This window comes from Streptomyces sp. NPDC005533 (assembly GCF_042871845.1).
In the GTDB taxonomy this organism is placed as follows: domain Bacteria; phylum Actinomycetota; class Actinomycetes; order Streptomycetales; family Streptomycetaceae; genus Streptomyces.
Window position 1 is genome coordinate 1 of sequence record NZ_JBIAJH010000002.1, and the last position, 24,977, is coordinate 24,977.

General features: G+C 73.3%; 27 protein-coding genes. 14 read left to right on the forward strand and 13 right to left on the reverse strand.

Translation table 11 applies throughout. The annotated features are described in order from the left end of the window. Positions 1 to 501, reverse strand: a 501-nt coding sequence (locus ACFYP3_RS02030; RefSeq protein WP_388825256.1) for an EamA family transporter, incomplete at its 3' end; no start/stop codon positions are given. A 62-nt stretch (positions 502 to 563) separates the two neighbouring features. Next, positions 564 to 1,298: an ArsR/SmtB family transcription factor gene (locus ACFYP3_RS02035; protein WP_388825258.1), complete on the reverse strand. Its 735-nt coding sequence runs from the start codon at positions 1,296 to 1,298 to the stop codon at positions 564 to 566. Positions 1,299 to 1,446: 148 nt separating this feature from the next. Between ACFYP3_RS02035 and ACFYP3_RS02040 the strand changes: the two genes are divergently transcribed. The 5 genes from ACFYP3_RS02040 (at position 1,447) to ACFYP3_RS02060 (ending at position 4,228) form a co-directional block, all read left to right on the forward strand. Next, positions 1,447 to 2,280, forward strand: coding sequence for a class I SAM-dependent methyltransferase (locus ACFYP3_RS02040; protein WP_388825261.1), 834 nt, complete (start codon positions 1,447 to 1,449; stop codon positions 2,278 to 2,280). Positions 2,281 to 2,349: 69 nt separating this feature from the next. Continuing rightward, positions 2,350 to 2,724, forward strand: coding sequence for a glyoxalase superfamily protein (locus ACFYP3_RS02045; RefSeq protein WP_388825264.1), 375 nt, complete (start codon positions 2,350 to 2,352; stop codon positions 2,722 to 2,724). A 4-nt stretch (positions 2,725 to 2,728) separates the two neighbouring features. Further along, a complete protein-coding gene (locus tag ACFYP3_RS02050) occupies positions 2,729 to 3,070 on the forward strand; it encodes an ArsR/SmtB family transcription factor (protein WP_388825267.1) in 342 nt (113 codons plus the stop codon). Beyond that, a complete protein-coding gene (locus ACFYP3_RS02055; protein WP_388825270.1) occupies positions 3,067 to 3,546 on the forward strand; it encodes an SRPBCC domain-containing protein in 480 nt (159 codons plus the stop codon). Before ACFYP3_RS02050 ends, ACFYP3_RS02055 begins: the two co-directional genes overlap by 4 nt. A gap of 88 nt (positions 3,547 to 3,634) precedes the next feature. Next, complete coding sequence (locus ACFYP3_RS02060; protein WP_388825273.1) at positions 3,635 to 4,228, forward strand: GNAT family N-acetyltransferase; 594 nt, start codon at positions 3,635 to 3,637, stop codon at positions 4,226 to 4,228. Between the two features lie 159 nt (positions 4,229 to 4,387). On the opposite strand, the gene ACFYP3_RS02065 is transcribed toward ACFYP3_RS02060, so the two are convergent. Further along, a complete protein-coding gene (locus ACFYP3_RS02065) occupies positions 4,388 to 5,371 on the reverse strand; it encodes an IS481 family transposase (protein ID WP_388825276.1) in 984 nt (327 codons plus the stop codon). Positions 5,372 to 5,531: 160 nt separating this feature from the next. Next, a complete protein-coding gene (locus tag ACFYP3_RS02070; RefSeq protein ID WP_388825279.1) occupies positions 5,532 to 6,149 on the reverse strand; it encodes a sigma-70 family RNA polymerase sigma factor in 618 nt (205 codons plus the stop codon). 77 nt (positions 6,150 to 6,226) lie between these two features. On the opposite strand from ACFYP3_RS02070, the gene ACFYP3_RS02075 reads away from it, so the two are divergent. Then, positions 6,227 to 7,057, forward strand: a complete 831-nt coding sequence (locus tag ACFYP3_RS02075) for an alpha/beta fold hydrolase (protein ID WP_388825282.1) — start codon at positions 6,227 to 6,229, stop codon at positions 7,055 to 7,057. A gap of 21 nt (positions 7,058 to 7,078) precedes the next feature. Here the strand turns inward: ACFYP3_RS02075 and ACFYP3_RS02080 are convergent, their stop codons facing one another. The 4 genes from ACFYP3_RS02080 to ACFYP3_RS02095 form a co-directional block, all read right to left on the reverse strand. Beyond that, positions 7,079 to 8,416 (reverse strand): MFS transporter, encoded by a 1,338-nt coding sequence (locus tag ACFYP3_RS02080; protein WP_388825285.1) that lies wholly within the window; start codon positions 8,414 to 8,416, stop codon positions 7,079 to 7,081. Positions 8,417 to 8,529: 113 nt separating this feature from the next. Then, on the reverse strand, positions 8,530 to 8,880 hold the full coding sequence (locus ACFYP3_RS02085) for an ArsR/SmtB family transcription factor (protein WP_388825288.1): 351 nt from the start codon (positions 8,878 to 8,880) through the stop codon (positions 8,530 to 8,532). A gap of 90 nt (positions 8,881 to 8,970) precedes the next feature. Beyond that, positions 8,971 to 9,804: a CbtA family protein gene (locus ACFYP3_RS02090; RefSeq protein ID WP_388825291.1), complete on the reverse strand. Its 834-nt coding sequence runs from the start codon at positions 9,802 to 9,804 to the stop codon at positions 8,971 to 8,973. Between the two features lie 12 nt (positions 9,805 to 9,816). Beyond that, positions 9,817 to 10,044 carry a CbtB-domain containing protein gene (locus ACFYP3_RS02095; protein ID WP_189733983.1) on the reverse strand — a complete coding sequence of 76 codons (228 nt, stop codon included), beginning with the start codon at positions 10,042 to 10,044 and terminating at the stop codon, positions 9,817 to 9,819. Between the two features lie 366 nt (positions 10,045 to 10,410). Here ACFYP3_RS02095 and ACFYP3_RS02100 point away from each other — a divergent pair, with 366 nt between their 5' ends. Together ACFYP3_RS02100 and ACFYP3_RS02105 are read left to right on the forward strand one after the other, a co-directional pair. Continuing rightward, the gene (locus ACFYP3_RS02100) at positions 10,411 to 11,640 is read left to right on the forward strand and encodes an MFS transporter (protein ID WP_388825294.1); all 1,230 of its coding nucleotides are present in this window, start codon (positions 10,411 to 10,413) and stop codon (positions 11,638 to 11,640) included. A 61-nt stretch (positions 11,641 to 11,701) separates the two neighbouring features. Further along, the gene (locus tag ACFYP3_RS02105) at positions 11,702 to 12,337 is read left to right on the forward strand and encodes an alpha-ketoglutarate-dependent dioxygenase AlkB (RefSeq protein ID WP_388825297.1); all 636 of its coding nucleotides are present in this window, start codon (positions 11,702 to 11,704) and stop codon (positions 12,335 to 12,337) included. A 26-nt stretch (positions 12,338 to 12,363) separates the two neighbouring features. Here ACFYP3_RS02105 and ACFYP3_RS02110 read toward each other — a convergent pair whose 3' ends face one another. Continuing rightward, the gene (locus ACFYP3_RS02110; RefSeq protein ID WP_388825300.1) at positions 12,364 to 12,678 is read right to left on the reverse strand and encodes a YkvA family protein; all 315 of its coding nucleotides are present in this window, start codon (positions 12,676 to 12,678) and stop codon (positions 12,364 to 12,366) included. A gap of 54 nt (positions 12,679 to 12,732) precedes the next feature. Continuing rightward, positions 12,733 to 13,197 (reverse strand): MarR family winged helix-turn-helix transcriptional regulator, encoded by a 465-nt coding sequence (locus ACFYP3_RS02115; protein WP_388825303.1) that lies wholly within the window; start codon positions 13,195 to 13,197, stop codon positions 12,733 to 12,735. A gap of 120 nt (positions 13,198 to 13,317) precedes the next feature. Here ACFYP3_RS02115 and ACFYP3_RS02120 point away from each other — a divergent pair, with 120 nt between their 5' ends. The 3 genes from ACFYP3_RS02120 to ACFYP3_RS02130 all read left to right on the forward strand — a co-directional run bounded on the left by ACFYP3_RS02120 (position 13,318) and on the right by ACFYP3_RS02130 (position 17,217). Beyond that, the gene (locus ACFYP3_RS02120; RefSeq protein ID WP_388825306.1) at positions 13,318 to 13,881 is read left to right on the forward strand and encodes a DoxX family protein; all 564 of its coding nucleotides are present in this window, start codon (positions 13,318 to 13,320) and stop codon (positions 13,879 to 13,881) included. Between the two features lie 359 nt (positions 13,882 to 14,240). Beyond that, positions 14,241 to 15,275: an AraC family transcriptional regulator gene (locus tag ACFYP3_RS02125; RefSeq protein WP_388825309.1), complete on the forward strand. Its 1,035-nt coding sequence runs from the start codon at positions 14,241 to 14,243 to the stop codon at positions 15,273 to 15,275. A gap of 64 nt (positions 15,276 to 15,339) precedes the next feature. Continuing rightward, entirely contained in the window at positions 15,340 to 17,217 is a 1,878-nt protein-coding gene (locus tag ACFYP3_RS02130; RefSeq protein WP_388825312.1) for a glycoside hydrolase family 15 protein, read from the forward strand. 15 nt (positions 17,218 to 17,232) lie between these two features. On the opposite strand, the gene ACFYP3_RS02135 is transcribed toward ACFYP3_RS02130, so the two are convergent. Both ACFYP3_RS02135 and ACFYP3_RS02140 read right to left on the reverse strand, forming a co-directional pair. Continuing rightward, on the reverse strand, positions 17,233 to 19,338 hold the full coding sequence (locus tag ACFYP3_RS02135) for a SpoIIE family protein phosphatase (RefSeq protein ID WP_388826076.1): 2,106 nt from the start codon (positions 19,336 to 19,338) through the stop codon (positions 17,233 to 17,235). Positions 19,339 to 19,387: 49 nt separating this feature from the next. Beyond that, positions 19,388 to 20,851 (reverse strand): MFS transporter, encoded by a 1,464-nt coding sequence (locus ACFYP3_RS02140; RefSeq protein WP_388825315.1) that lies wholly within the window; start codon positions 20,849 to 20,851, stop codon positions 19,388 to 19,390. A 143-nt stretch (positions 20,852 to 20,994) separates the two neighbouring features. On the opposite strand from ACFYP3_RS02140, the gene ACFYP3_RS02145 reads away from it, so the two are divergent. Continuing rightward, positions 20,995 to 21,915 carry a LysR family transcriptional regulator gene (locus ACFYP3_RS02145; protein ID WP_388825318.1) on the forward strand — a complete coding sequence of 307 codons (921 nt, stop codon included), beginning with the start codon at positions 20,995 to 20,997 and terminating at the stop codon, positions 21,913 to 21,915. A gap of 114 nt (positions 21,916 to 22,029) precedes the next feature. Then, positions 22,030 to 22,767 (forward strand): class I SAM-dependent methyltransferase, encoded by a 738-nt coding sequence (locus ACFYP3_RS02150; RefSeq protein WP_388825321.1) that lies wholly within the window; start codon positions 22,030 to 22,032, stop codon positions 22,765 to 22,767. A 54-nt stretch (positions 22,768 to 22,821) separates the two neighbouring features. Here the strand turns inward: ACFYP3_RS02150 and ACFYP3_RS02155 are convergent, their stop codons facing one another. Beyond that, positions 22,822 to 23,730 (reverse strand): alpha/beta hydrolase fold domain-containing protein, encoded by a 909-nt coding sequence (locus tag ACFYP3_RS02155; RefSeq protein WP_388825324.1) that lies wholly within the window; start codon positions 23,728 to 23,730, stop codon positions 22,822 to 22,824. Positions 23,731 to 23,941: 211 nt separating this feature from the next. Between ACFYP3_RS02155 and tdh the strand changes: the two genes are divergently transcribed. Beyond that, complete coding sequence (tdh, locus tag ACFYP3_RS02160) at positions 23,942 to 24,970, forward strand: L-threonine 3-dehydrogenase (RefSeq protein WP_388825327.1); 1,029 nt, start codon at positions 23,942 to 23,944, stop codon at positions 24,968 to 24,970. Positions 24,971 to 24,977 lie beyond the last annotated feature (7 nt).

The following is a 24,977-nucleotide window of genomic DNA, read 5'->3' on the forward strand; positions in this document are numbered from 1 at the left end:
CACAACAGCGGCTACCCCATGCCAGCCACACCCGACTCCCCTGGGTGTCCCGATCTTACGAATGACCCGAATCAACCCACGAAGAAAGGTATGGACGCCCATGCCCGCCAGCAGCCGCGGGGGCAGCGCCTCGCCGAGGAGGCGGGCCGCGAGGAGGGCCATGAGGATGGGCCCGGTGTTCACGAGCAGGGACGCCGTTCCCGCGTCGACCAGACGCTCACCCCAGTTCAGGGCGACCGTGTAGCCGCCGAACCACACCACGCCCGACACCAGGATTCCGCGCCGGGCCCCGCGGGGCGGCAGCCCTTGACGGCGGACGAGGAGCAGGACGGCGAGCACCAGCGAGGCGGCCAGCAGCCTGCCGAGGGCGAGGGCCCCGGGGGAGTAGGCGGCGCCCGCGCTGCGGATGGAGACGAAGGCGGAGGCCCAGGCGAACACCGTGAAGGAGACGGCGCCGATCGTGAGCACGTGGGGAGGGATTCGACCCGAGCGGAACGTCATACCCGCACCCTACGACCGCAACATTTCGTTGTCGACCGAAATATCGATCCGGATGCTCAGGGTCAGGTCCACGCCTCCGGGGTGAGCCCGAGCAGATCGCCGAAGGCCCGCTCCCCGGCCCGGGTCACCTCCAGGGCCCGTCCGCCGCCGGCCGGGCGCACCACCCATTCCTCGCCCACGGCGTGCGCGCACAGCCGCGCCCCGGTGATGCCGCCCAGGTGGCGGCGCCGCTCGGTCCAGTCGAGGCAGGAACTCGCCAGCGGCCTGCGCCCCTCGTGGTCGAGGCCGATGCCCGCCCGCGCGCACCAGGACCGGCCGTCGTCGGTCAGCTCGAAGACGCCCTCCGTGCGCAGCAGTCCGCGCCGCTCCATCGCGTCGGTCACCGCCATGCCGAACCGCCCCGCGAAGTGGTCGTAGCAGGTTCGGGCGCGGGCCAGCGGGTCCGGGGCGGCGACCACGGGGACCGCGTGCGCCGCGTCCCGGTCCGGGATCGCGTACGAGGCGAGCTGGTCGACGAGGCGGGCGGTCGCGGCGTCCGCGATGCGCACGTAGCTGTGGCGGCCCTGCCGTTCGGTCACGCAGATGCCCGCGTCGAGCAGCCGGGACAGATGTCCGCTGACGGTGGACGGCGCGACCGCGGTCATCCGGGCCAGCTCGCCGGCCGTCCAGGCCCGGCCCTCCAGCAGCGTCATGCAGATGGCGGCCCGCGTCTCGTCGGCCAGGGCCGAGGCGAAAGCGGCGAGACGGGCGGCGGGCGCCGGCTCGTCTGCCGGCGTGCCGGCCTGCGAGGTGTTCATGCGTCCAGGATGCCTCATGATTTCGGCCTGCACCGAACCATCCCACTATCGGAGGGTCCGGGGGAGGCCCTCTGTCGTGTCGGTGCTTCCCGCGCCACACTGATCGCCTCGGGGCAGGACGCCCCGTCACGAGGAGGGTGGTGGGGAGTTGTCGCGTGGATCCGCGGAGCAGCCCGCTCCGGACGTACGACCCGCGGTCTGGGAGACGTACGGGCCGGCCGATCTCAGCGCCGTGCCGGTCTTCGCCGGCGGGTTCATCAACTTCGGCTTCTGGCAGTCCGTCGATCTCGAACGGCCGCTGTCGCAGGGTGACCGGATCCGGAGCGAGCAGGACCTCTACCGGCACGTGCTCGACGCGGCCGCCCCCGCGGGCGGCCGGGCCGTGGAGATCGGGTGCGGTCTCGGCCTCGGCTGCGCCCTCGCCCTCGACGAGTACGGGCCAGAGGCGATGACCGGCGTGGACATCCACCCCCAGCAACTCCAGCGGGCCCGCGAGGCGAACTCCGCACACCTCGAAGCCCGGCCGCACCGGCTGCGGTTCGTCCTCGGGGCGGCGGAGGACCTGCCGCTCGGCGACGCGGAGTTCGACTCCCTCTTCAGCGTCGAGGCGGCCCAGCACTTCCCGGACCTGTCGGCGTTCGCCCGGGAGGCGGCGCGGGTCCTGCGCCCCGGTGGGCGGGTGGCGGTCGCCAGCTTCTTCACCGTCGACGGCGCACCCTCGCACGCGGAGCGGCTCGCGGGGCTCCTCGACTCGTTCGCCAGCGGCCTGGACATCGCCCGCCCCGTCTCCCGCCTCGCGGACGCCCTCGGCGAGGCCGGTTTCGCCGATGTCGAGGTCGCCTCGATCGGAGCGCAGGTGTGGCCCGGCTGGGACCGCTGGCTCGCCCGCCTCTGGAAACCCGGCACCTGGCCCCGCAACTTCCGGGCCGCCTGGGAACAGCAGATCCTGGACTACTACCTGGTCACGGCCACCCGCCCGTAGGCCCGCTGAGCATAGGTAGGGGATGTCCTACGTTTGACGCGTAGGGAATCTCCTACCTATCGTGGGGGCATGAACATATCGCACGTTTCCTTCGTCACCCTGCCCGTCGCCGACCAGGACCGGGCCCTCGCCTTCTACACCGACGTCCTCGGCTTCGAGGTCCGCGCCGACCGCCGGGTCGGACCGATGCGCTGGCTCCAGGTCGCCCCCGCGGGCGCCCGTACGGTCTTCACGCTCTCGGGTCCGGGCATGGGTGATTTCACGCCCGGCTCCACCCGGGGGATCATGTTGGTCACGGCTGACGTCGACGCCGACTGCGCGAAACTCGCCGCGGCCGGAGCCGAGGTGACCGGACCGGACGATGCCCCCTGGGGGCGGATGGCCGGCTTCCGGGACCCCGACGGCAACAGCCTGATGCTGCTCACGGAGAAGGAAGGCTTCTGACGCCATGGTCACGACGGGTGCCGACGAGGACCGCGTGTTCGCCGCGCTCGCCAATGGCACCCGCCGTGAAGTGCTCCGCCTGCTGCGCGAGCGGGGCCCGCAGCCCGTCCAGGCGCTCGCGGACCACTTCGACATGCGCCGCCCCAGCCTCTCGGAACACCTCAAGGTGCTGCGGGAGGCCGGGCTCGTCACCGAGGAACGCGCCGGCCGGCAGCGGATCTACCGGCTCGAAGCCGCGCCGTTGGCCGATGTCCAGGACTGGCTGCATCCGTACGAGCGGTTCTGGCGTGACCGGCTCACCGACCTCGGCCGGCTCCTCGACCGCATCTCCGACGATGAGACATGACCTCCGCACCCGAACCCCCCGCCGGACCCCACGGCTCCGATGACCTGACGACCGTCCGGGTCGACCAGTTCCTGCCCCACCCGCCGGCCAAGGTCTGGCGGGCCCTCACCGAGCCCGACCTGATCGCCCAGTGGCTCATGCCGTGCGACTTCCGTCTGGAGGTCGGCCACCGCTACACGATGACCAGCACGCCCCGCCCCCATACGGGCTTCTCCGGCACGACCGCGGCGGAGGTCCTCGCCTTCGAACCGGGCCGCATGCTGACGGTCCGCTGGCAGGACGCCTCCGGTACGCACCCCGCCGACTGGACGATCACCTGGACCCTCGCACCGGAAGGGCATGGCACCCGCCTCTTCCTCGTCCACGAGGGTTTCGACCCGGACGACCCGATGCAGATGACGGCCCGGAACATCATGGGCAAGGGTTGGCGGACCTACGTCATGGACGCGCTGACCGGCGTGGTCGAGCGGCTCTGACCCCACGTCGGCGCAGGCGGTGGGTCACCTTCGAGGGGTGCCCGTAATTCGTTCGCCGCCCCCCTTCGGCCGCCCGTAGCATCCGCCCGTGACCGAGAACGAGTTTGGCGACGCGCCCCGGACGAGCGAACGCGTGCTGTGCTGGCGGGGCAGGACGGTCGGGTTCGCGCCGCTCGATGCCGAGGACGCCGAGCTGATGCACGCCTGGCGGTCCGACCCCGTGGCCGCGTTCGAGATCGGCTTCTGGCCGCGCTCCCTCACCTCGGTCCGTGAGCGCCTGGAGCGGGACCGGGACGACCACGACCGGGACGACTTCCTGATCCTGCTCCCGGACGGCACGCCGATCGGTCACATCGTCCTGGTCGACCAGGACATGGTCGACGGCACGGCGGAGATCCATCTGATGATGGACCCGCGGTACCGGGGCCGGAGCCTCGGCACCGACGCCGTGGACGCACTGGCCGATCTCGCCTTCGGCGAACTGCCCATGCAGCGCCTCCAGGCCGTCACCCACACCGCCAACACGGCCGCGCTGGGCGTCCTGGCCAAAGCCGGCTTCGTCCAGGAGGGAGTGCGGCGCTCGGCCTGTCTGCACCGGGGGCGCCGCCTCGACGTCGCCGTCCTCTCCCTGCTCCGTGCGGAGTGGGAGGCGCTGGCGCGCCCGCGGTCCTGGGAGCTCTGACCGGCACCGCCCCGCCCGGCGGGGGCGTGGTGCGGGAGCGGCGACGGCGGCGCAGGCCGCTGCTGATCGGCGGCGCGGCCGTGGCGGCGACTACACCAGCCTCGCCATCTGGTGCGACCGCTTCGACGTCTCCTTCGGCGCGGCCACCCTCAAGCCGGTCTAGGTGTATTGACTCGGAGCGTTGTTGACTCGGCTGATGGGCGGGTGGCCGTCGAGTGCGGTGTGGCAGCGGTGGTGGTTGTAGGTGTGGAGGAAGTCTGCCAGTGCCGTGGTCCGCTCGTCGTTGGAGCGGTAGGGCCGCAGGTAGGCCCATTCGTCCAGCAGGGTGCGGTTGAAGCGTTCGACTTTGCCGTTGGTCTGGGGGCGGTAGGGCCGGGTTTTCTTGTGGGTGATGCCGGCCGCGGCCAGTGTCTGGGTGAAGAGTCTGGATTTGTAGCAGGAGCCGTTGTCGGTCAGGACGCGTTGGACGGTGATGCCGTGGGCGGCGAAGAAGGCATTCGCCCGTTGCCAGAAGCCGGCTGCGGTCTCCTGTCGTTCGTTGGCCAGGACCTCGCTGTAGGCGAGGCGGGAGTGGTCGTCGACGGCGGAGTGGATGTAGCTGTAGCCGATCACCGGTGTGGAGCTCTTGCGCTGGCCGGTGGTGGCCTGCCGGTTGCGGTCGCCTGCTGTTCGGCCGACGACGCGCCAGCCGCCGCCGTCGGGGATGTTGCCGAGTTTCTTGATGTCGAGATGGACCAGTTCGCCCGGCCGGGCCCGCTCGTAGCGGCGGATGATCCGGCCGGTGGGCCGGTCCAGGAACGCCAGGCGGTTCAGGCCGTGCCGCAGGAGGATCCGGTGGACCGTGGAGGCGGGCAGGCCCAGGATCGGGCCGATGCGGGCGGGCCCCAGTTTGCGGTCGGTCCTCAGGCGGCAGACCTCGGCCTCGGTCACGGCCGGTGTGCGATGCGGGGTGCGGGCGGGACGGCTGGAGCGGTCGTGTAGTCCGGCGTCGCCCTCGGACCGCCAGCGGCGGACCCACTTGTGGGCCGTGGGCCTCGATATGCCCATCTCGGCCGCGACATGCGCGACCGGGCGGCCGGAGAGGACGCGTTCGACCAGGATCCGCCTGCCGTGAACCGTCAGCCGGGCATTACGGTGGGACACGAAGACCTCCGTGCGGTGTAGTCCTAGACACCTCCACCACACCGGAGGTCTTCGTCATGATCAAGACCTGACCCGCGTTAACAACGCTCGTGATCAATACATCTAGGCCGTCTCTTCCGGATCTTGCCTCGCCCGCGCCGCCCGGCACCGCAGAGACGACCTACGTCGCCTCTCCGAGCTGGTCGCGCTGGATGCGGTGGGCGAGGGCGCGCCGCACGGAGGCCGACTCGGGGCCGGGGGCGGCGGCGGTGGCGGCCTTCGGCGGGACGTCCAGGCCGCGGCTGATCTCGTCGTACGCGCTCCGGTAGCCGGCGGGCAGCTCCGCCCGGTGCACCCGCAGGTCCTCTTCGACCAGGCGGCGCAGCGCGTCGACGTTCCCGGGCGTGAAGCGCTTGCGCCCGCGGGCGAGGGCGTCGACGTGCCGGACGCAGCGGGCGGTGTCGCCGACGGTCTCGGCGATCTCCTCCGCGAGGCCCCAGAGCCGTCCTTCGAGCCAGGGCGCGTCGCCCTGGTCGAGGGCGAGCCCCATCGGCGCCGGCGGCCCCTGCGTCCGGTGCTTGGCCGCCTGCTTGGACACGGCGGGCTGGCTCACGTCGGCGAGCCGGGCGATCCGGTCCTGGGTCCAGCCCCATCCGGCCAGCACCCCGATCATCTCGGTGCGCAGCTGCCGCATCTCCTCGCCGGCGCGGATGACCTCGTTCATGCCGGCGAAGATCCGCCCGGCCTGCTCCTCGGTCAGTGCCCCGGGGCGCTGCCGCGCATCCTCTTCCCCTGTCATGCCTCGGTTATACACCGTGCGCCGCCACAGCCATAACCAGGTTGTACAACCTGGTTATGGCTGGCAGGATCCGGCGCATGCCCACCTTCACCGCACCCGACGGAACCCGCCTCGCCTACCGTGTCACCGGCGACGGCGAACCGCTCGTCTGCCTTCCGGGGGGACCCTCGGACTCCCGCTACCTCGGCGACCTCGGCGGCCTGTCCGCACACCGCCGGCTCATCACGCTCGACCTTCGCGGCACCGGCCGGTCCGCCGTACCCGAGGACCCCGCCTCCTACCGCTGCGACCGCCTGGTCGGCGACGTCGAGGCCCTGCGCACCCACCTCGGGCTCTCCCGGATCGACCTGCTGGCGCACTCGGGCGGCGCGAACCTCGCGGCGCTGTACGCCGCCCGTCACCCGGAGAAGGTCGCCCGCCTCGTCCTGATCGGCCCCGGAGTCCGGGCCGTCGGCATCGCCGTCACCGAGGAGACGCGCCGCGAGCTCGCGCTGCTCCGGAGCGACGAGCCGTGGTTCCCGGCCGCCTTCGCCGCGCTGGAGGCGATATGGCAGGGCATCGGCAGCGACTGGGAGGCCGTCGCCCCCTTCTTCTGCGGCCGGTGGGACGCCGCGGCGCAGGCGCACCACGCGGCCGGCCGGCCGGTCAACGACGAGGCCGTCGCCCGCTTCGCCACCGAGGACGCCTTCGACCCGGAGGCCACCCGCGCCGCGCTCGCCGCCTTCGAGGCCCCCGTACTGCTGGTCGCCGGCGAGTACGACCTGAACAGCCCGCCCCGGACGGTGACCGGGTTCGCGGAACTGTTCCCCGACGCCGCCTTCGTCGTGCAGCCCCGGGCGGGCCACTACCCATGGCTCGACGACGCCGACCGCTTCGTCGCGACGACCGCGGCGTTCCTGGACCGCTGACCCGCCGCGCCCACGACCGCGTCAGGGCCAGTGCGGGTGGTGCCGGTCGATGACGTAGTGGTGGTCGTGGCGCCAGCCACCGCCGACGGGTCGGGCGTCGGCCAGGTGCGGGTGGCCGGGCGGCAGGTCCGGGTGGACGTGTTCCAGGCGGTACGGGTCACGGGCGGGCCAGGTCGCGGCAGCGGCCGCGGTGGACCCGAGGGCGACGGCCCCCAGGACCGCGGCCGTCAGCGGCAGGCCCGCCCCCGCGCCGAGCCACCCGGCCAGCGGGTACGTGAGCAGCCAGCAGCCGTGGGAGAGGGAGAACCGGGCGGCGAAGGCGGCGGGCAGGTCCGCGTCGGCGGTGGAGCGGCGGATCAGCCGGCCCGCCGGGGTCAGGACCGCGGAGCAGGCGGCGCCGAGCGCAGCCCAGAGCGCGAGCAGCGCGGACCAGGACCAGGAGCCCGGGGCGGTCGAGGTGACGGCCGCCGCGGCGGCCAGCAGCACCGGGAGGGCGAAGGCGGCGCGGAGCATCACCGTGCGGTCGGTGGCGCGTTGCAGGAGGCGGGGGAGGACCAGCGCGGTCAGGATCGATCCGGCGCCGTACGCGCCCAGGGCGAGCGAGACGGCGCCGGCCGGGCGGCCGAAGTGACCTCGGACCAGGCTCACCGTGCCGACGAAGACGAGGGCCCCGGCGGCCGCGACGGCCAGGTCGAGGGCGAGCAGGGCGCGCAGTCGGGGAGTGGCCCGGAAGAGCCGGATGCCGAAACCGGCCCGGGGGCGGACGCCGCCGGTCCGTTCGACCGGAGCCGGCCGGGGCAGCACGGTGGCGACGACGAGCCCGGCCGAGCCGAGGAAACCGAGGACCGTGCCGGCGAACAGCCAGTCGTAGGAGACCAGCGTCAGCAGGGCAGCGGCCAGTACCGGACTGAAGAGGCTCTCCAGGTCGTAGGCGAGCCGGGTCATCGACAGGGCCCGGGTGTAGTCGCGTTCGGCGGGCAGGACCTCGGGGACGGTGGCCTGGAAGGTCGGGGTGAAGGCCGCCGACGCCGCCTGGAGCAGGAAGACCAGCAAGTAAATCTGCCAGACCTCGGTGACGAACGGGAGGGCCGAGGCGACGCCGGCGCGGGTGAGGTCCGTCGTCGCCATGAGGGTGCGGCGCGGGACCCGGCCGGCGACCGCTCCGATCAGCGGGGCGACGCCGACGTACGCGATCATCTTGATGGCCAGCGCGGTACCGAGGACCGCCGAGGCGTCGGAGCCCGCGAGGTCGTAGGCGAGCAGGCTCAGCGCGACCGTGGCGAGTCCCGTCCCGACCAGGGCGATGACCTGGGCGGTGAACAGGCGGCGATAGGTGCCGTTGCGCAGTACGGACAGCACGGGCGGCCCCGTCCGGTCGGCGGGTCGACGACTTCACGTCAGCGTAGCCAACATGTGCGTACCCGTGCACCTGTTGGACGTCCTGCGGGGCGGAACCCGGCCGCACGCCGCGGTCAGTCGTGCGGGGGCAGCGAACCGAGCTGGTGGTCGGCGGCGTTCAGGGCCTCGTCGACCAGCCGCCGCAGATGCCCGTGACGTACGGCGTACACGACCCGGCGGCCGTCCTTGCGGGTGGTGACCAGCCCGGCGAGGCGGAGCTTGGCGAGGTGCTGGCTGACCGAGGGCCGGGCCGCCCCGCACGCCTCGGTGAGCGTGGTGACATCGGCCTCGCCCCGGGCGAGCCGTTCCATCAGCGCCAGCCGGGTGCGGTCGGCGAGCAGCGCCAGAACGGACGCGGCGACCTCCAGCCGCTCACCCCGTTCCTGCGGGACCTGTGCACCTGCCGGATCCGCGCCCGCGCTCATGCGCACATCGTAGGGCCGCCGCGGGGCAATGCCACGGGCCCCGTCGCCCCCGGCAGGGGTGACGGGGCCCGTGGCGCGGGCAGTTCGGGATCAGCCGGCCGCGGGCTCCGGCTGCCGGCCCGTCGCCTCCGCGCCGTCGGCGCGCGCGGCCAGGAGCCGCTGGGCCAGGACGCCGAAGACGATGGCGAACGCCGCCCACAGGACCAACTGGACGGCCAGCGAGGCGATGCGGAACTCCCACAGCAGGGCGGCGGGGAAACCGGGCTGGACCGCGTCGCTGTTGTCCGGCAGGAACACGAACGCCAGGGCCGCGGCGACGACGAAGGCGCCGCCCGCGGCCAGCGTCGCGTTCCAGTTGCCCAGGCGCGGTGCCAGCCGTCGCCCGAGGATGATCGCGCCGACGCCGAGCAGCACGCTCAGCAGGATCATCAGGAAGAACAGCGTGGTGCGCTGTCCGATCGTGTCCGGATTGCCCACCGCCGGCGGGGTGGCCGGGTACTTGAGGAACGGCACCAGGTAGACGGTCGCGAAGGCACCGGCCGCGGTGAGCGCCGCCGTGGCCCGCGGGCTGAACCCGCCGACGCGGCCGAGGGCGAACGAGAACGCGAGCGAGGCGATACCGCCCAGCGCGACCCCGTAGACCAGGACGCCGGTGGCCAGGCCGAAGGTGGACTGCACCGGCCGGCTGACCAGTTCCTCCTCCTCGTGCGCGGCTTCGGCCGGCGCGGCGTCGCCGCCGCCGTGCCCGGCGTGGGCGCTCGGGGCACCCGCCGCGTCCTTGGCGGCCTGGGCCTCCTCCACGGCGATGGAACCCCGGACCGGGGGCTCACCCACCACGTAGGCGACGGCGAAGGCGAACAGCCCGGCGATCAGGCCCGCGAGCATGCCGCGGACCAGTAGACCTCTGACAGTCGAGGCGTACATGGGCGTGGCCTCTCAGTGGCAGGGGAAGCCGAGCAGGTGACGACCGTCGTGGACCCACTCGTGCACGCCCTCGCCGGCGAACACCGCCGTGGCGCCCTGTTCGGCGCCGACGAAGTACAGGGCGACGAGCATCAGGAGACCGACGAAGAGCGCCCAGGGCAGCACCGCGCGGACGGGCAGCGGAGCAGACAGGGAGCCGGCGGGGGTGGAAACGGCAGCGGAAGCGAGAGCCTCGGCCATGATGGAACCTCCTCGGGGAACACGCGTCCCATACGGTGGTGCAGGACGACGGTCCTCGGGTCTGACTCGCCGCGGCGCCCCCGGAGGGGAGGTCACCGCAGCACACAGTGGCGCGACCATGCCGGATTCTCACCGGGCTTCCGTCTCGCCGTCGTCGCTATGTGGAAATGTCGCCGTGACGCTACCGTGCGCAGCGCCTGCGGCCAAGTGCGTGAGTCCCTGATCACACGCGGGCACGGGCAGGATCGCGCCCCGGGCCGGTCCTGGCACCGCCGGTGTCCACGGAGCGGTACGGAAAAGACTGCTAGAATCACGGTGTTGGCCTTCGGCGTGCGTGCCCCGTGCACGTGTCCGGAGGCTTTTTTCATGCCTTCTTCCCTTCCTTCCTCTCCTTCCGGTCCTGCCACTCCCAAGCCGGCTCCCGCGCCTGCCTCCGGCTACCGAGACCTGCTCCGCAACCGGGAGTTCACCGGCCTCTACGCCGGCTTCACCCTCACCGTCGCCGCGAGCACCCTGTCGGGCTTCGCCCTCGGCACCCTCGTCGACCAGCAGACCCGTTCGCCGTTCCTGACGGCCGTGAGCATGTACGGCGCCACGTTCGCCACGGTGCTCGGCGCGCTGACCCTCATGTCGGTCGCGGACGGGAACCGGCCGCGCCGGACCGTCGTCGCGCTCCAGTCCGCCTCGCTGGTCGGCGTCTGTGCCCAGGCCGTTCCGGGGCTGCCGCTGGTCGTCCGGTTCGCGCTGCTGCTGATGCTGGGCTTCTTCCAGTCCCTGGGCACCGGCACCCGGTTGGGGCTGCTCGCCGAGATCGTCCCGAAGTCCGCCTACGCGCCGGCGCGTTCGCTCATGAACATCACCTCGGGCGGCACGGCGATCCTCGGCTACGCCCTCGGCGCCGTACTGCTGTCGTACCTGAGCCCGTACGGGGTCTTCCTCGTCGCCGCCGCCCTGACCGCCCTCGGCCTCGTCGTGGTGGCGGCCACCGTCCGCGAACGCTCGGTCCGGCTCACCCGTCGCCCCGGACTGCGTCAGACCTGGACGACGAACGCCGAGTTGTTCTCCCACCCCGGCCGGCGGGCACTGCTGCTCAACCTGTGGGTCCCCAACGGTCTGATCGTCGGCTGTGAAGCCCTGTTCATCTCCTACGACCCCGGCCACGCCGGCACCCTCCTGGCCGCCGGATCGGCCGGCATGCTCCTCGGGGACCTCGCCGTCGGCCGGCTGCTGACCGCCGGGCAGCGCCGCCGCCACGCCTTCGCCCTGCGGCTGCTGCTGGCCGTCCCCTTCCTGGTGTTCGCGTTCCACCCGCCCCTCCCGGTCGTCGCGGCCGCGGTGTTCCTCGCCAGTGCCGGGTTCGCGGCGACCCTGCCCCTCCAGGAGCAGCTCCTGGCCCTGACCCCCGACCCGGTGCGCGGCCAGGTGCAGGGCGTCGAGTCGGCCGGCCGGATGACCTGGCAGGGCCTCGGCGCCGCGCTCGCCGGCGGCCTGGCCCAGTACCTCGCCCCGGGCGCCGCGATCGCGGTCGTGGCCGCGGTCTCCGTCGCCGTCACCGTCCTCACCCGGCCGTACGTCGTCCGTGCGGGCGGCCGGTGAGGCCTCGCACCCGGCCGACGTAATCGTGCACATGTTCGGTTCATGGGGTTAGGCTGGGGACATGCACGCAGTCCAGGGACTCCAAGGCTCCCTCTTCGACCAGGGTGACGAGGTCCGGCTCGGCCCGCTGGGCGGCCTGCGGCGCACCGAGCTCGGCGCCGGGGCGTGGGTCGACCACCTGCCCGGCTGGCTGAGCGGCGCCGACGCGCTCTTCGAGCGGCTGGCTGCCGACGTGCCCTGGCGCGGCGAGCGGCGGCAGATGTACGAGCGCGAGGTCGAGGTGCCCCGGCTGCTCGCCTACTACGGGGAGGGTGCGGCCCTGCCGCACCCCTCGCTCACCGAGGCCCGGGAGGCGCTCACCCGCCACTACGCCGCCGAGCTGGGGGAACCCTTCGTCACCGCCGGCCTGTGCCTCTACCGCGACGGCCGGGACAGCGTCGCCTGGCACGGAGACCGCACGGGCCGCTCCTCGACCGAGGACACCATGGTCGCCATCGTCTCCGTCGGTGACCCGCGCGACCTCGCCTTCCGCCCCCGCGACGGCGGAGCCACCCTGCTGAGGCTGCCCCTGGGCCACGGCGACCTCGTCGTCATGGGCGGCTCCTGCCAGCGCACCATGGAGCACGCGGTGCCCAAGTCGGTCCGGGCGGTCGGGCCACGCATCAGCGTCCAGTTCCGGCCCCGGGGCGTGGGCTGACGCCCCGCCCCGTACGGCCGCGGCCGCTACCCGACGGTGTCCGGCTCCTTCGCCGTGCGGGCGGCCCGGCCGACCCCGGCGGCCCCGGCCGCCGCGTGCAGCGAACGCAGCGCCAGCAACAGCACGCCGATGTCGTCCAGGTACACCGGGTCCGGGATCAGGTCCACAGGTGAGACGGTGTAGATCACGGCGACCCAGAACAGGGCCTTGTCGCGCAGCGGGATCCCCGCGTCGACCAGCAGCCGTCGCGCCTTGAAGACCCGCACGAGCAGCACGGCCGCCGTGATCGCGAGCCCCACCGCGACGACCGCGAGCAAGGTGAGCCAGACCTTTCCGTCCATGGCGCGCCTATACCCCGTAACCGGCACTCGCTACCCGACCGGCGGCGGGATCCCTCAGGCGCCCTGCTCGCGCAGCCGGCGGCCGACCTCGCCCAGCCCGTCGGCGAGCGCGTCGAGCTGACCGGGGGTCAAGACGTCCACGAGGACCTCCCGGACCGCCGCCACGTGCCCCGGTGCGGCCTGTTCCAGTTTGGCGCTGCCGGCGTCGGTGAGGACGGCGAAGACGCCGCGCACGTCGGAGGGGCAGCTGCGGCGGCGGACCAGTCCGGCCTTCTCCATCTGGGTGACCTGATAGGTCAGCCCGCTCTTGGAGTTGATCAGGCCGTTGGCGAGCTCGGTCATCCGCAGCTCGCGCCCGGGCGCCGCGGCGAGCCGCACGAGGACCTCGTACTGCGGGTGGGAGAGCCCGGCCTCGTCCTTGAGCTGTTGGTCGAGACGGCGGTTCACCAGGGCCGAGGCGGCCAGGAAGCCGCTCCATGCCCGCATCTCGCGGTCGTCCAGCCATCTCGGTTCTGCCATGCCTCCAGCCTACACGGGTTGTTCCAATTTGAATCAATGGTTAGGGTCGACTCCCAGCGGTTCGAATTTGAACAACTCTTCTGCCCGCTCCACCGGGCCGCCCGACCGTAAGGACCCCCCATGACCAGCCCCTCCGTCACCATGACGAAGCCGCAGGCCGCCACGCCCTCCGTGCGCCCCCCGGCCACCACCGTCTCCACCCCCGGCCACGACACCGGCCTGCTGCTTCTGCGCCTCGTCCTGGGCCTGACGATGGCCGCGCACGGCACGCAGAAGCTCTTCGGCTGGTTCGACGGCGGCGGCATCAGCGGCACCGGCCAGTTCTTCACCGCCAGCGGATACCCCGCCGGTGACGCCATGGCCGTCCTCGCCGGGCTGACCGAGACCCTGGGCGGCCTCGGCCTCGCCCTCGGCCTGCTCACCCCGCTCGCCGGCGCCGCGATCGTCGGCACCCTCATCAACGCGATCGCCGTCCACGGCGCCGGCGCCTTCTTCGCCCCCAAGGGCATCGAGTACGAACTGCTGCTGACCGCGGGCGCCGCCGCCCTCGCCCTCACCGGCCCGGGCCGCTACGCCGTCGACCGCTCCCTGCCCGTCCTGCGCGGCCACCGCCTGGCCCACGGCGCCCTCGCGGTCGCCCTCGGCGTGGTCCTCGCCGCAGTGCTGCTCCTCGTACGCGACTAGGTCGCAAGCGGCTCGGCCGGCTCGGCGGCCACCTCGCCGCCACCTTCATCCGGTCAGCGAGGTGATCCGGAGGAAACGGCCTGGCCGGCCCGGTCCCGGCACTGGGCTGACGCCGCCCGAAACCCCCGTCCTCGGGCGGCGTCAGCTCAGTGCCGGGATCGCGAAAGGCCCCGGTCGTCGGGAAGGGGCTCCGGTTTACCGTCCCCGCACCGACCCTCCGGCGCCCAATCTGCCAAGCCCCGGAGCACCGCGCATTGGCCTGGCGTGCACAGTGTCTTGACGGAGAGTCGCCCCGCCGCCCGCGCCCCGGGTCCCGGCTCTTGTTGCGCGGCCGCCAAGGCCGGTGTAAACCCGTGATCATGCTGCCCGAGAGAACGTTCCGCAGCGCGGAACTGGCGCCCGCCGACCGTTTCGAGAGCTGGCGGGCCCTGATGTCGGAGACGCATGCGCCCATGGAGATGCGCAGTGAGCACGCCGCCGACTTCTGGGTGAACCAGCGCGTCATCTCACTCGGCGGGATCACGGTCTACCCGATGGAATGCCGTCCCCTGACCTTCCAGCGCACACCGAAGCTGATAGCGAGGTCGGACCCCGAGGCGTTCCACCTCTCGCTGATCAAGCGCGGGGCGGGAGCGGTGACGCTGGGCAAGGACACCGTGGTGCACGGTGTGCGCGACATCCACACCAGTGACACGTCACGGCCGTTCGAGATCAGTTCCGGCCCGCATTCCGTCGAGATCATCGGGGTCGAGGTACCCAAGGCGCTGCTGCCGCTGCCCCCGCACACCGCCGGCCGGGTCATCGGCAGGCGCATCTCGGCCCGGGAGGGAATGGGGGCCCTGCTGGCCACCTTCCTCGACCAGGTGACCAAGGACAGCCGGTCCTACCGGCCGGCCGAGGGCCCGCGCCTGAGCGGCGTACTGGCCGATCTCGTCGCCTCGCTCTTCGCCGGCGTCCTCGAAGCCGACCGGTCCTTGAGCCCGGAGACGCACCGGCGCGCCCTGGCGCTGCGCGTGATGGCCTTCATCCGGGACAACGCCGACGATCCGCTGCTGGACGTCCCCGGGATCGCCGCCGCCCACCACATCTCCGTCAGCTATCTCCACCGGGTGTTCCAGCAGGAGGGGGACGGGGCGACGGTCGCGGCCTACCTGCAGGGCCGGCGGCTCGCGCGGGCACGCCAGGACCTGGTGGACCCGTTGCACCAGGGGGTGCCCGTGCACGTCATCGGCGCCCGGCGGGGCTTTCGGCACGCGTCCGCGTTCAGCCGGGCGTTCCGCGAGGCCTACGGCCTGCCGCCCGCGGCCTTCCGCGAGCAGGCCCGGGTGGAAGACCCGGCCGGGCGGACGCCTCCCGGGCAGCGCGACGGGAACGGTCCCCAGAGCCTGACGTAGCGCGCACGGGGGTGTCCGGCGCCCGAGCTGATTGGTCCCGTGCATTCGGGGGAAGAGCGCACCAATGACACAACCCATCGAAGACTACGCACTCATCGGCGACCTGATGACCAGCGGACTGGTCGGCCGTGACGGGTCCATCGACTGGCTGTGCCTGCCCCGCTTCGACTCGGCGGCCTGCTTCACCAAGCTCCTCGGCGACGAGGAGAACGGCCACTGGCGCATCGCCCCCGTCGACGCCGAAGACGGCGAACCGTGCACGCGCCGGGCGTACATCGACGGCACGCTCGTCCTCGAGTCGTACTGGGTGACCGACACCGGCACCGTCAAGGTCATCGACTTCATGCCGCAGCGCGACGTGGCCCCCGACGTGGTCCGCATCGTCGAGGGCGTCAGCGGCACGGTGCGCATGCACAGCACCCTGCGTCTGCGCTTCGACTACGGCAACGTCGTCCCCTGGGTGCGCCGGGTCGAGGAGGACCGGGTCGCCATCGCCGGACCGGACGCCGTCTGGTTCCGCAGCACCCCCCCGGTCCGCACCTGGGGCGAGGCCAACAGCACCCGCTCCCAGTTCCCGGTCTCCGCCGGCCGGCGCGTGGCCTTCGTCCTCACCTGGCACCCCTCGCACGAACCGTGCCCCGACCCCTGCGACCCCTTCGACGCGCTGGAACAGAGCGTCGCGGGCTGGCGCGAGTGGAGCTCGCAGTGCCGCTACGAGGGCCCCTACAAGGAGGCCGTGAACCGCTCGCTGATCACCCTCAAGGCCCTCACCTACGCCCCCACCGGCGGCATCGTCGCCGCCTCCACCACCTCCCTCCCCGAGGAACTCGGCGGCGTGCGCAACTGGGACTACCGCTACTGCTGGCTGCGCGACTCCACCCTCACCCTGGGCTCCCTCCTCGCCACCGGCTACCTCGACGAGGCCCGTGCCTGGCGCGCGTGGCTGTTGCGCGCGGCCGCCGGCGACCCCGCCGACCTGCAGATCATGTACGGGATCGCCGGCGAGCGGCGGATCCCCGAGAGCGAACTGCCGTGGCTGGGCGGCCACGCCTCCTCCGCCCCGGTCCGGGTCGGCAACGCGGCCGTGAACCAGCTCCAACTGGACGTGTACGGGGAGGTCATCGACTCCCTCCACGTGGCCAGGGCCGCCGGACTGCCCTCCGAACACCACGCCTGGCGGATCCAGCTCGCGCTCCTCGACTTCCTGGAGCGCAACTGGCAGCGGCCGGACGAGGGGCTGTGGGAAGTCCGCGGCCCGCGCCGCCACTTCGTCCACTCCAAGGTGATGGCGTGGGTCGCCGCCGACCGGGCCGTACAGGCCCTGGAGCGCGACCCCTCGCTGCCCGGCGACGTGGAACGCTGGCGCGCCATGCGGGACGCGGTGCACCTCGACGTGTGCACCAAGGGCTACGACCCCGTGCGGGGCACCTTCACCCAGTACTACGGCTCCAGCGAGCTCGACGCGGCGACCCTGCTCATCCCCAGGACCGGATTCCTCCCGCCCGAGGACCCGCGGGTCGTCGGCACGGTCGACGCCGTGCGGGCGGAGCTGGGCCGCAGCGGACTGGTCCGCCGCTACACCACCGAGGGGCCCTCCGTCGACGGATTGCCCGGCGACGAAGGAGCCTTCCTGGCCTGCTCGTTCTGGCTGGCCGACGCCCTGTACCTGACGGGCCGGGAGGAGGAGGCCCGCGGCCTCTTCGAGCGGCTGCTGGCCGTACGCAACGACGTGGGACTGCTCGCGGAGGAGTACGACCCCCTGACCGGACGCCATCTCGGCAACTTCCCGCAGGCGTTCAGTCACGTCGGTCTGGTGAACACCGCGCTGATCCTGACGGGCGGCACGGACGGGTCCACGGGCGGATCCACGGACGGGTCCACGGGCGGGTCCACGGCCGAGTCCGGTGACGGCTCGACGGGCCGGCCGACGCAAGCCGGCTGAGGGGTCCCGCGGGACCTACGCGTCCCCGCCGCGCCTGCGGGAGGCCAGCAGCAGGGCGATGTCGTCCGGCCGGTCGGCGGTGCCGTCCGCCTCGCCGATCAGCCGGTCGGCGGTCTCGGTCAGCGGCGACGGCCGGGCCGCCGCCAGGGTCAACCGCAGCCGCTCGACCCCGTCGTCGATGTCCGTGCCCGGCGTCTCCACCAGCCCGTCCGTGTAGAGGGCGAGCACCGCGCCCGTTTCCAGCCGCAGTTCCGTGACGGGGTACGAGGCGTCCGGATCGATGCCGAGCACCACCCCGCCCGCCAGGTCCAGCACCTCGGTCCGGCCGTCGGGGTGGCGCAGCAGTGGTTGGGGGTGCCCGGCCCGTACGGCCCGCACCGTGCCCGACACCGGGTCGAGCAGGACGTAGCAGCAGCTGGCGAACTGGCCCGGATCCAGGTCGATGAGCAGCTGGTTCGTGCCCCGCATCACCTGCTCCGGCGTACTGCCGCTGAGCGCGAAGGCCCGTACGGCGCTGCGGAGCTGCCCCATGGTCGCCGCGGCCGCCACCCCGTGGCCCTGGACGTCCCCGATGGCGAGGGCCAGCAGGCCGCGACCCGTCTCGATGACGTCGTACCAGTCGCCGCCCACGTCCATGCCCGCGGTGCCCGCGAGATAGCGGCCGACCGTGTCCACGTTCTCGCGCACCGGCAACCGGTGCGGCAGCAGCGCGGACTGGAGCCCGCGCGCCAGGGCCGCCTCGCTGTCGTAGCGCCGGGCCCGCGCAAGGGCCTGGGCGATCAGGCCGGCCAGCGCCGTGAGGACCGTACGCTCCTCCGAGCTGAAGCCGCGGGGCGCGTCGAAGCCCAGGATGCACGAGCCGACCGGCCGGCCGGAGGCGATCAGCGGCAGGAAGGCGCGGGCACCGATGTCGGCGTCGAGCGGAATGCCGGGATAGGCGGCGGCGAGATGCTCCATCGACTCGAAGAACAACGGCCGGCCCGTGGTCAACGTCTCCACGCCCGGCAGCCGCACGTCGAGCGAGACCCCGTCGAACCGGTTGAGGAATCCCTGGGGGAAACCGGTCTCCCAGGCGAGGTACAGGTGCCGCTCGTCGAGCAGGTAGATCGCCAGCTGGCGGCCGCCGAAGGCCGGCAGCAGTTCCTCGGTGACCACCGCCGACACCTGCCGGGCGGTGACCGCCTCCGACAGCGCGATGGCGAGGGCCACCGGCCGGTACAGCGCGGAGGTCGGGTCGACGGGCGACACCGGGCCCGCGGCGGGCTGGGCCACCGACGTGGGCGCGTAGGCGGGCTTGTCGGAGCGGCCGATCGTCAGGGTCACGCCGTCGGGGGCGGGGTCCAGGGTCACCGACAGCCACTCCCCGGGCGGGTGGCGGCCGCGACGGGCCGGGAAGCGCGCCGGCTCGCCGGACATGAAGACGGCCCGGAAGTGGTCGTCGTAGGCGTGGTGGCCCAGCCACGGCAGGGCCTCCCACAGCACCTTGCCGTACAGCTGCGGGCCGGTGAGGCCGAGCAGCTCCTCGGCCGCCCTGTTGACGAAACCGATCCGGCCCTGCCGGTCCAGCGAGAGCACCGCCAGCGCGAGCCGGTCGAGGGCCGCGCGGGCACCCGCGGGCCCGGTGTCGGGTGGTGGCGTCGGCACCGCCACCGGGCCGCCCTCCCACGCCACCGGTGCCCCGGCCGCCGCGAGCTCGGCGAGCTCCTGGGCCAACCGGTCCGCGGTCTCCCGCAACCGTTCCCGGTCGGCGGCCCCGATCGGGACGCCGGGGGTCGCCGGGCGCAGCACCAGCAGCACGCCGAACCGCTGCGTCCCGGCGGTCACCGGCTCGTACAGCGAGGCGAAGGGGAACGGCAGACTCGCCACGAGCTGCGGGAAGCGGCCCGCGGCCGACTCCGCGTCGGCCAGGTGTACCGCCTGCCCGGTGCGGTAGGCCTCGGCGGGCGGGTACGGGCGGTCCACCTGGATCCGCCACCACGGGCGGAACAGCGGCAGCGGCAGGCCCATGAACACCGCCAGCAGCAGGATCCCGGCGGTGGGCGAGCGCAGGTACACCCCGCCCGCGTACCCGCCCACGGCCTCCACGGCGCTCACGGTCGCCCGGGCGAGCGCCCGCGTCATGGCATCGGGGGCCGGGACGCCACCGCTGTCCGCTCTCGCGATCACACAGTCAGGATGCGCCCTCGGCGGCGGCCGCTGCATCCCGGCCGCGCCCGCGCCGCCCCGTCCGGTACCAGGTCACCACCGCGGCCGACGCGCACAGGAGCACCACGGCCACCGTGCGCAGCGCGGCCCCCATCGCGTCGGTGAAGGCGGCGACCTGAGCCGGATCCTGCGGGTTCCCGTGGAAGCGCGACGCCAGCACGGTGCCGACCACCGCCACGCCGAGGGCGGCGCCGATCTCCCGGGCCGCCGTGTTCAGCCCGGAGCCGAGCCCGGCCTGGTGGGAGGGCAGCTCGGCGACCACCGTCAGCGTCAGCGAGGGTGCGGCCAGGCCCGTGCCCACGGAAAGCACCAGCAGGTAGAGCGCGTACAGGGCGTAGGGGGTGCCCGCGTCGGCGGTGGAGACGAGCAGCAGCCCCGCCCCGATCAGGCCGAGCCCGGCGCCGACAGGCAGCCGCGGCCCGATGCGCTCCTGGAGGCGTGCGCCGAACCGGGGCACGAGCGCCATGCCGACGGTGAGCGGGACGATCGCGAGGCCGGTCCGGGCGGGGGAGAAGCCCTTCGCGTACTGGAGGTACTGGGCGTTGACGAAGAACAGGGCGAAGAGCCCGAAGAAGGCGGTGCCGATGCCGAGCGTTCCGGCGCGCAGCCTGCGCGAGCCGAAGATCCGTGGGTCCAGCAGCGGGCGGGCGGCGCGCAGCGCATGGCCGGTGAACGCGGCGAGCAGCACCGCGCCCAGGCCGAAGGCGGTCAGCACCTGCACCGAGGCCCAGCCGTACGCCGGCCCCTCGATGATCCCGTAGACCACCGCGAGCAGGGCGGTCGCGAGCAGCGCCGCCCCGAGCGGGTCGACGGCAGCGGCGGGCCGGGAGGGAGTACGGGGCACCGCGCGGGCGACCGCGAGCGCGAGCAGCGCGCCGAGCGGGACGACGGCCCAGAACAGGGCCCGCCAGGTCAGGTACTCCCCGGCCAGGCCGCCGCCGACGTTGCCCGCCAGGCCCCCGAGGCCCGCGGACAGCGTCCAGGTGGCCAGGGCGCGGCCGCGGTGCTCGGGCGCGGTGAGGTGGATCAGGACGGACATGGTGGCGGGCATGATCAGGGCCGCGCCCGCCCCGCACACACCGCGCCCGGCGATCAGCAGGGCCGGGGTCGGGGCGAGGGCGCTCGCGGCCCCGCCCGCGGCGAACAGGCCGAGCCCGGCGAGGAGCGCGCCCTTGCGGCCGTAGCGGTCGCCGAGCGCCCCGGCGGGGATGAGCAGCGCGGCGAAGACGATCACGTACGCGTCCACGGACCACAGCAGCTCGCCGGGATCCGGATGCAGCTCGGACGCGGCGAGCTGGGGGATCAGCAGGTTGACGGCGGCGACCATCCCCTGGGCGACCAGCACGCAGGCGCACAGGACGAGCAGGGCGGGCCGGGTGAGGGTGGGCGCGGGGACGGCGGGACCCTGCTGGACGGCATGGCGGAGCACGGCTCCTCCTCGGAGTCGGTGACGTGGTGGTACGGCGGAGGTGAGGAAGGGAGGGAAGACGGGCGGCCGGTAGCGGCCATCACCCTTGGATCACCGTAGAGTTGGGCCGATCTGCTTTCCAGTGCAACTTATGCAAGGGATGTATGCGTGTGACGCAATCCGGCCTGGACCTGAATCTCCTCGTCGCCCTGGACGTCCTCCTGGAGGAGGCCAGCGTGTCCCGGGCCGCGGCCCGCATGCACCTGTCCGAGCCCGCGATGAGCCGCACCCTCGGCCGGATCCGCAGGGCCCTCGGCGACCCGGTCCTGGTCCGGGCCGGCCGGGTCATGGTCCCCACCCCGCACGCGCTCGCCGTTCAGGGGGAGGTCCGCGCGGTCGTGGAACGCGCCCGCGCCCTCTTCCTCACCGGCGGCGAAGTGGACCTGCCCACGCTCACCCGCACCTTCACCGTGCTCGCCAACGACGCCTTCACCGCCGTCTACGGGGCCACGCTCTTCAACCGGATGACCCGCGAGGCCCCCGGCGTGCGGCTGCGCTTCCTCCCGGAGAGCCACGTGGACGTCCCCGCGCTGCGCGAAGGCGTCGCCGACCTGGAACTCGGCGTGGTCGACACCCGTTCCCCCGAAGTGCGCGTCGAGCACCTCTCCGACGAGCGCATGCTGGGCGTCGTACGCCGCGGGCACCCGCTGCTCCGCGGCCGCCTCACGGTGCGCCGGTTCGCCGCGGCCGAGCACCTGACCGCCTCCCGGCGCGGCCGCCTCGAAGGCCCGGTGGACGCCGCCCTGGCCGAACAGGGGCTGACCCGGCGCGTGGTGGGCAGCGTGGGCACCTTCCCCGCCTCCCTGTTCGTCCTGCGCGAGAGCGACCTCGTGGGACTGCTGACCAGCCAGGTCGCACCGCTCGCCGCCGCGCTGGGGCTGGAGACCTTCGAGATACCGCTCGACCTGCCGGCCCTGCCCTTCGGCATGGCCTGGCACCCGCGCCACGACGCCGACCCGGCACACGCCTGGCTGCGCGCCTGCGCCCGCGAGCTGGTGCCCCCGGACCGGGAGCCGCCGCGATAGGCCGACCGCCTCCCTCATCCGGGGGACGTACGGGTGTACGGCCCGGCCCCCGGACGCGCCGCGGGGGACGATACGCACGCGTCCCACCTGCGGCAGGCCCCCGGAAGGCAGAGCATGCGGTTCCAGTACGACACCATCGGCGAGCGTTACGCGGAGTCGAAAACCACGGCGGCCTTCTCGGCGGCCGACACCTACACGCTGCACGGAGCCCTCGACGCGCTCGGCGGGGTGCGCGGGCTCGACGCCCTCGACCTGGCCTGCGGATACGGCTACAACACCCGGCTGTTGGCCCGCGGCGGGGCCCGCCGGACCGTCGGCGTGGACGTCTCGGAGGAGATGATCCGGCTGGCCCGCGAGCACGAGGACACGAAGGGCCGGGCGGACGTCGAGTACCACGTCGCCGACGCCGCCGGCCTTCCCCGACTCGGCCCCTTCGACCTCGCCACCGCCGCGTACGTCTTCAGCTACGCGCCCGACCGCCGGTCTCTGCACGCGATGTTCCGGTCCGTCCGCGCCAACCTGCGCGCCGGCGGTCGGCTGCTGGCCATCGTGCCCAACGCGGGGGCGTTCCCGCGCGTGGACTGGTCGCCGTACGGGGTCCGCATCATCGACCGGGTCCCGGACGGCGACGCGCCCCTGCTGAAGGCACACTTCCTGACCGAGCCGCCGGTGCCCTTCGAGTTCCGCGAGTGGGCCCACGCCGACCTCGCCGAAGCGGCCGTCGATGCCGGTTTCGTCACCGTCGGCTGGCAGCCGAACCGGACCCCACCCGCCGACGCCCTGCGCGACGAGGAGTACTGGACGCGGTACCGGGCCTGGCCGATCAGCTCACTGATGACCTGCACGGCGTAGGGCACCCCGGCGGGGGCGCGGACAGGTCACTATGGACGGGTCACCGGAGACGGGTCACGCCTCCGCCGTCGCCCTGATCAGCTCGACGATCCGGTCGCGCGCCGCCCGCCCCTCCGGCACCGGAAGCAGCGGGTAGGTGTGCGGCAGCCCCACGGCCTCGTGGAACTCCACCTCGGCCCCGTCCGCCCGCGCCCGGCGCAGCAGCTCCCTGCTGTCCGTGGTCAGCACGTCCCGGGTCCCGGTGAACACCGTCAGCGGAGCCAGCCCCGCGAAGCTCCCGTGCAGCGGGCTCACCCGGGGATCGTCGGCCGCGAGGGTCCCCGCGTACAGCCGGCCGGCCTCCCGCAGCCCCGGACGCGCCAGCATCGGATCGGCCGCCTCGATGGCCGCCTGGTCCGGATGGCTCATCGTCACGTCGAGCCAGGGGGAGATCAGCACGATCCGGGAGGGCTGGGCCCCGGTGCGGTCGCGCAGCCGCTGGGCGGCCGCCAGCGCCAGCCCGGCCCCCGCCGAATCCCCGATGAGCACCGTCCCGCCGCCACCGCCGCCCGCGATCAGGCCGCTCAGCAGGTCGGCGGCGACCGGGACGGTCCGGTCGGCCGTACCGCGCGGAGCGAGGATGTACGCCGGCACGACGACCCGCGCCCGCGCCTGCGTGACCAGGGTCCGGATCAGCGCCCAGTGCGGGCGGACCAGTTCGTTGACGTACCCGCCGCCGTGCACGTACAGCACCTGCGCCGCGGGCTCCTTCCCGAGCGGGGAGACGTCGTACACCGGCCACGCTCCGACGAAGGTCCGCGAGATGTCCGCGACCCGGCCCAGCGAACGCGGCGGCAGATGGGAGGCGGGCCGGCGGGCGGACTCCGCCACCCGGGCCCGTACCGCCTCGGCGCTCGCGAACCGTCTTCGGCGTCCCGCCGCGATCAGCCCCGCCGACAGCGCCCTGCTGCGCAGACTCGGCACGCCCCTCACCTCCCCTTTTCCCCGCGCCGTCACCAGCGCGAGCCCCTTCCCCGTCACGGGAGGAGCATAGGCGTGAAGCTGCGCTGTCGACCCGCTTAAGAAAGTCTCGATGGACTGATCACTGCGCCGATCGGCAGATTGGTGCACGTCACCGCCGCCGTTCGGGTCCCTCGGCCCGCGGCGCCCCCTTCCGCATGCCTGGAGCCACCACATGAAGGCACTCGTCAAGCACAAGGCCGAGCCCGGACTGTGGCTGATGGACGTCCCCGAGCCCGAGTACGGCCCCGGCGACGTGCTGATCAAGGTGCTGCGCACCGGCATCTGCGGCACCGACCTGCACATCCGGGCCTGGGACGGCTGGGCGCAGGGCGCGGTGAAGACCCCCCTCGTCCTCGGCCACGAGTTCGTCGGCGAGGTCGCGGCCCTGGGGGCGGACGTCCAGGACATCGAGATCGGCGCCCTGGTCAGCGGCGAGGGCCACCTGGTGTGCGGCAAGTGCCGCAACTGCCTGGCCGGCCGCCGCCACCTGTGCCGCAGCACGATCGGGCTCGGCGTCGGGCGCGACGGCGCCTTCGCCGAGTACGTCGTCCTGCCCGCGCAGAACGTGTGGGTGCACCGCACCGCCGTCGACCTGGACGTGGCGGCGATCTTCGACCCCTTCGGCAACGCCGTCCACACGGCCCTGTCGTTCCCGATGGTCGGCGAGGACGTCCTGATCACCGGCGCCGGCCCGATCGGGATCATGGCGGCGGCCGTGGCCAAGCACGCCGGCGCGCGCAACGTCGTCATCACCGACGTCAGCCCCGAGCGGCTGGAGATCGCCCGCAAGGCGGGCGCCACGCTCGCGGTGAACGTCGCCGAGTCCTCGATCGCCGAGGCGCAGGCGCGGCTCGGCCTGCGCGAGGGCTTCGACGTCGGCCTGGAGATGTCCGGCCGCGCCGAGGCGATGCGCGACATGATCGACAACATGACGCACGGCGGCAAGATCGCCATGCTGGGCCTGCCCGCGCAGGAGTTCCCGGTGGACTGGGCGAAGGTCGTCACCTCGATGATCACCATCAAGGGCATCTACGGCCGCGAGATGTTCGAGACCTGGTACGCGATGACCGTGCTGCTGGAGGGCGGGCTCGACCTCAGCCCCGTGATCACCGGCCGCTACTCGCACCGTGATTTCGAGGCCGCCTTCGACGAGGCGTCGACCGCCCGCAGCGGCAAGATCATCCTGGACTGGACGGCGTAACCGCCCT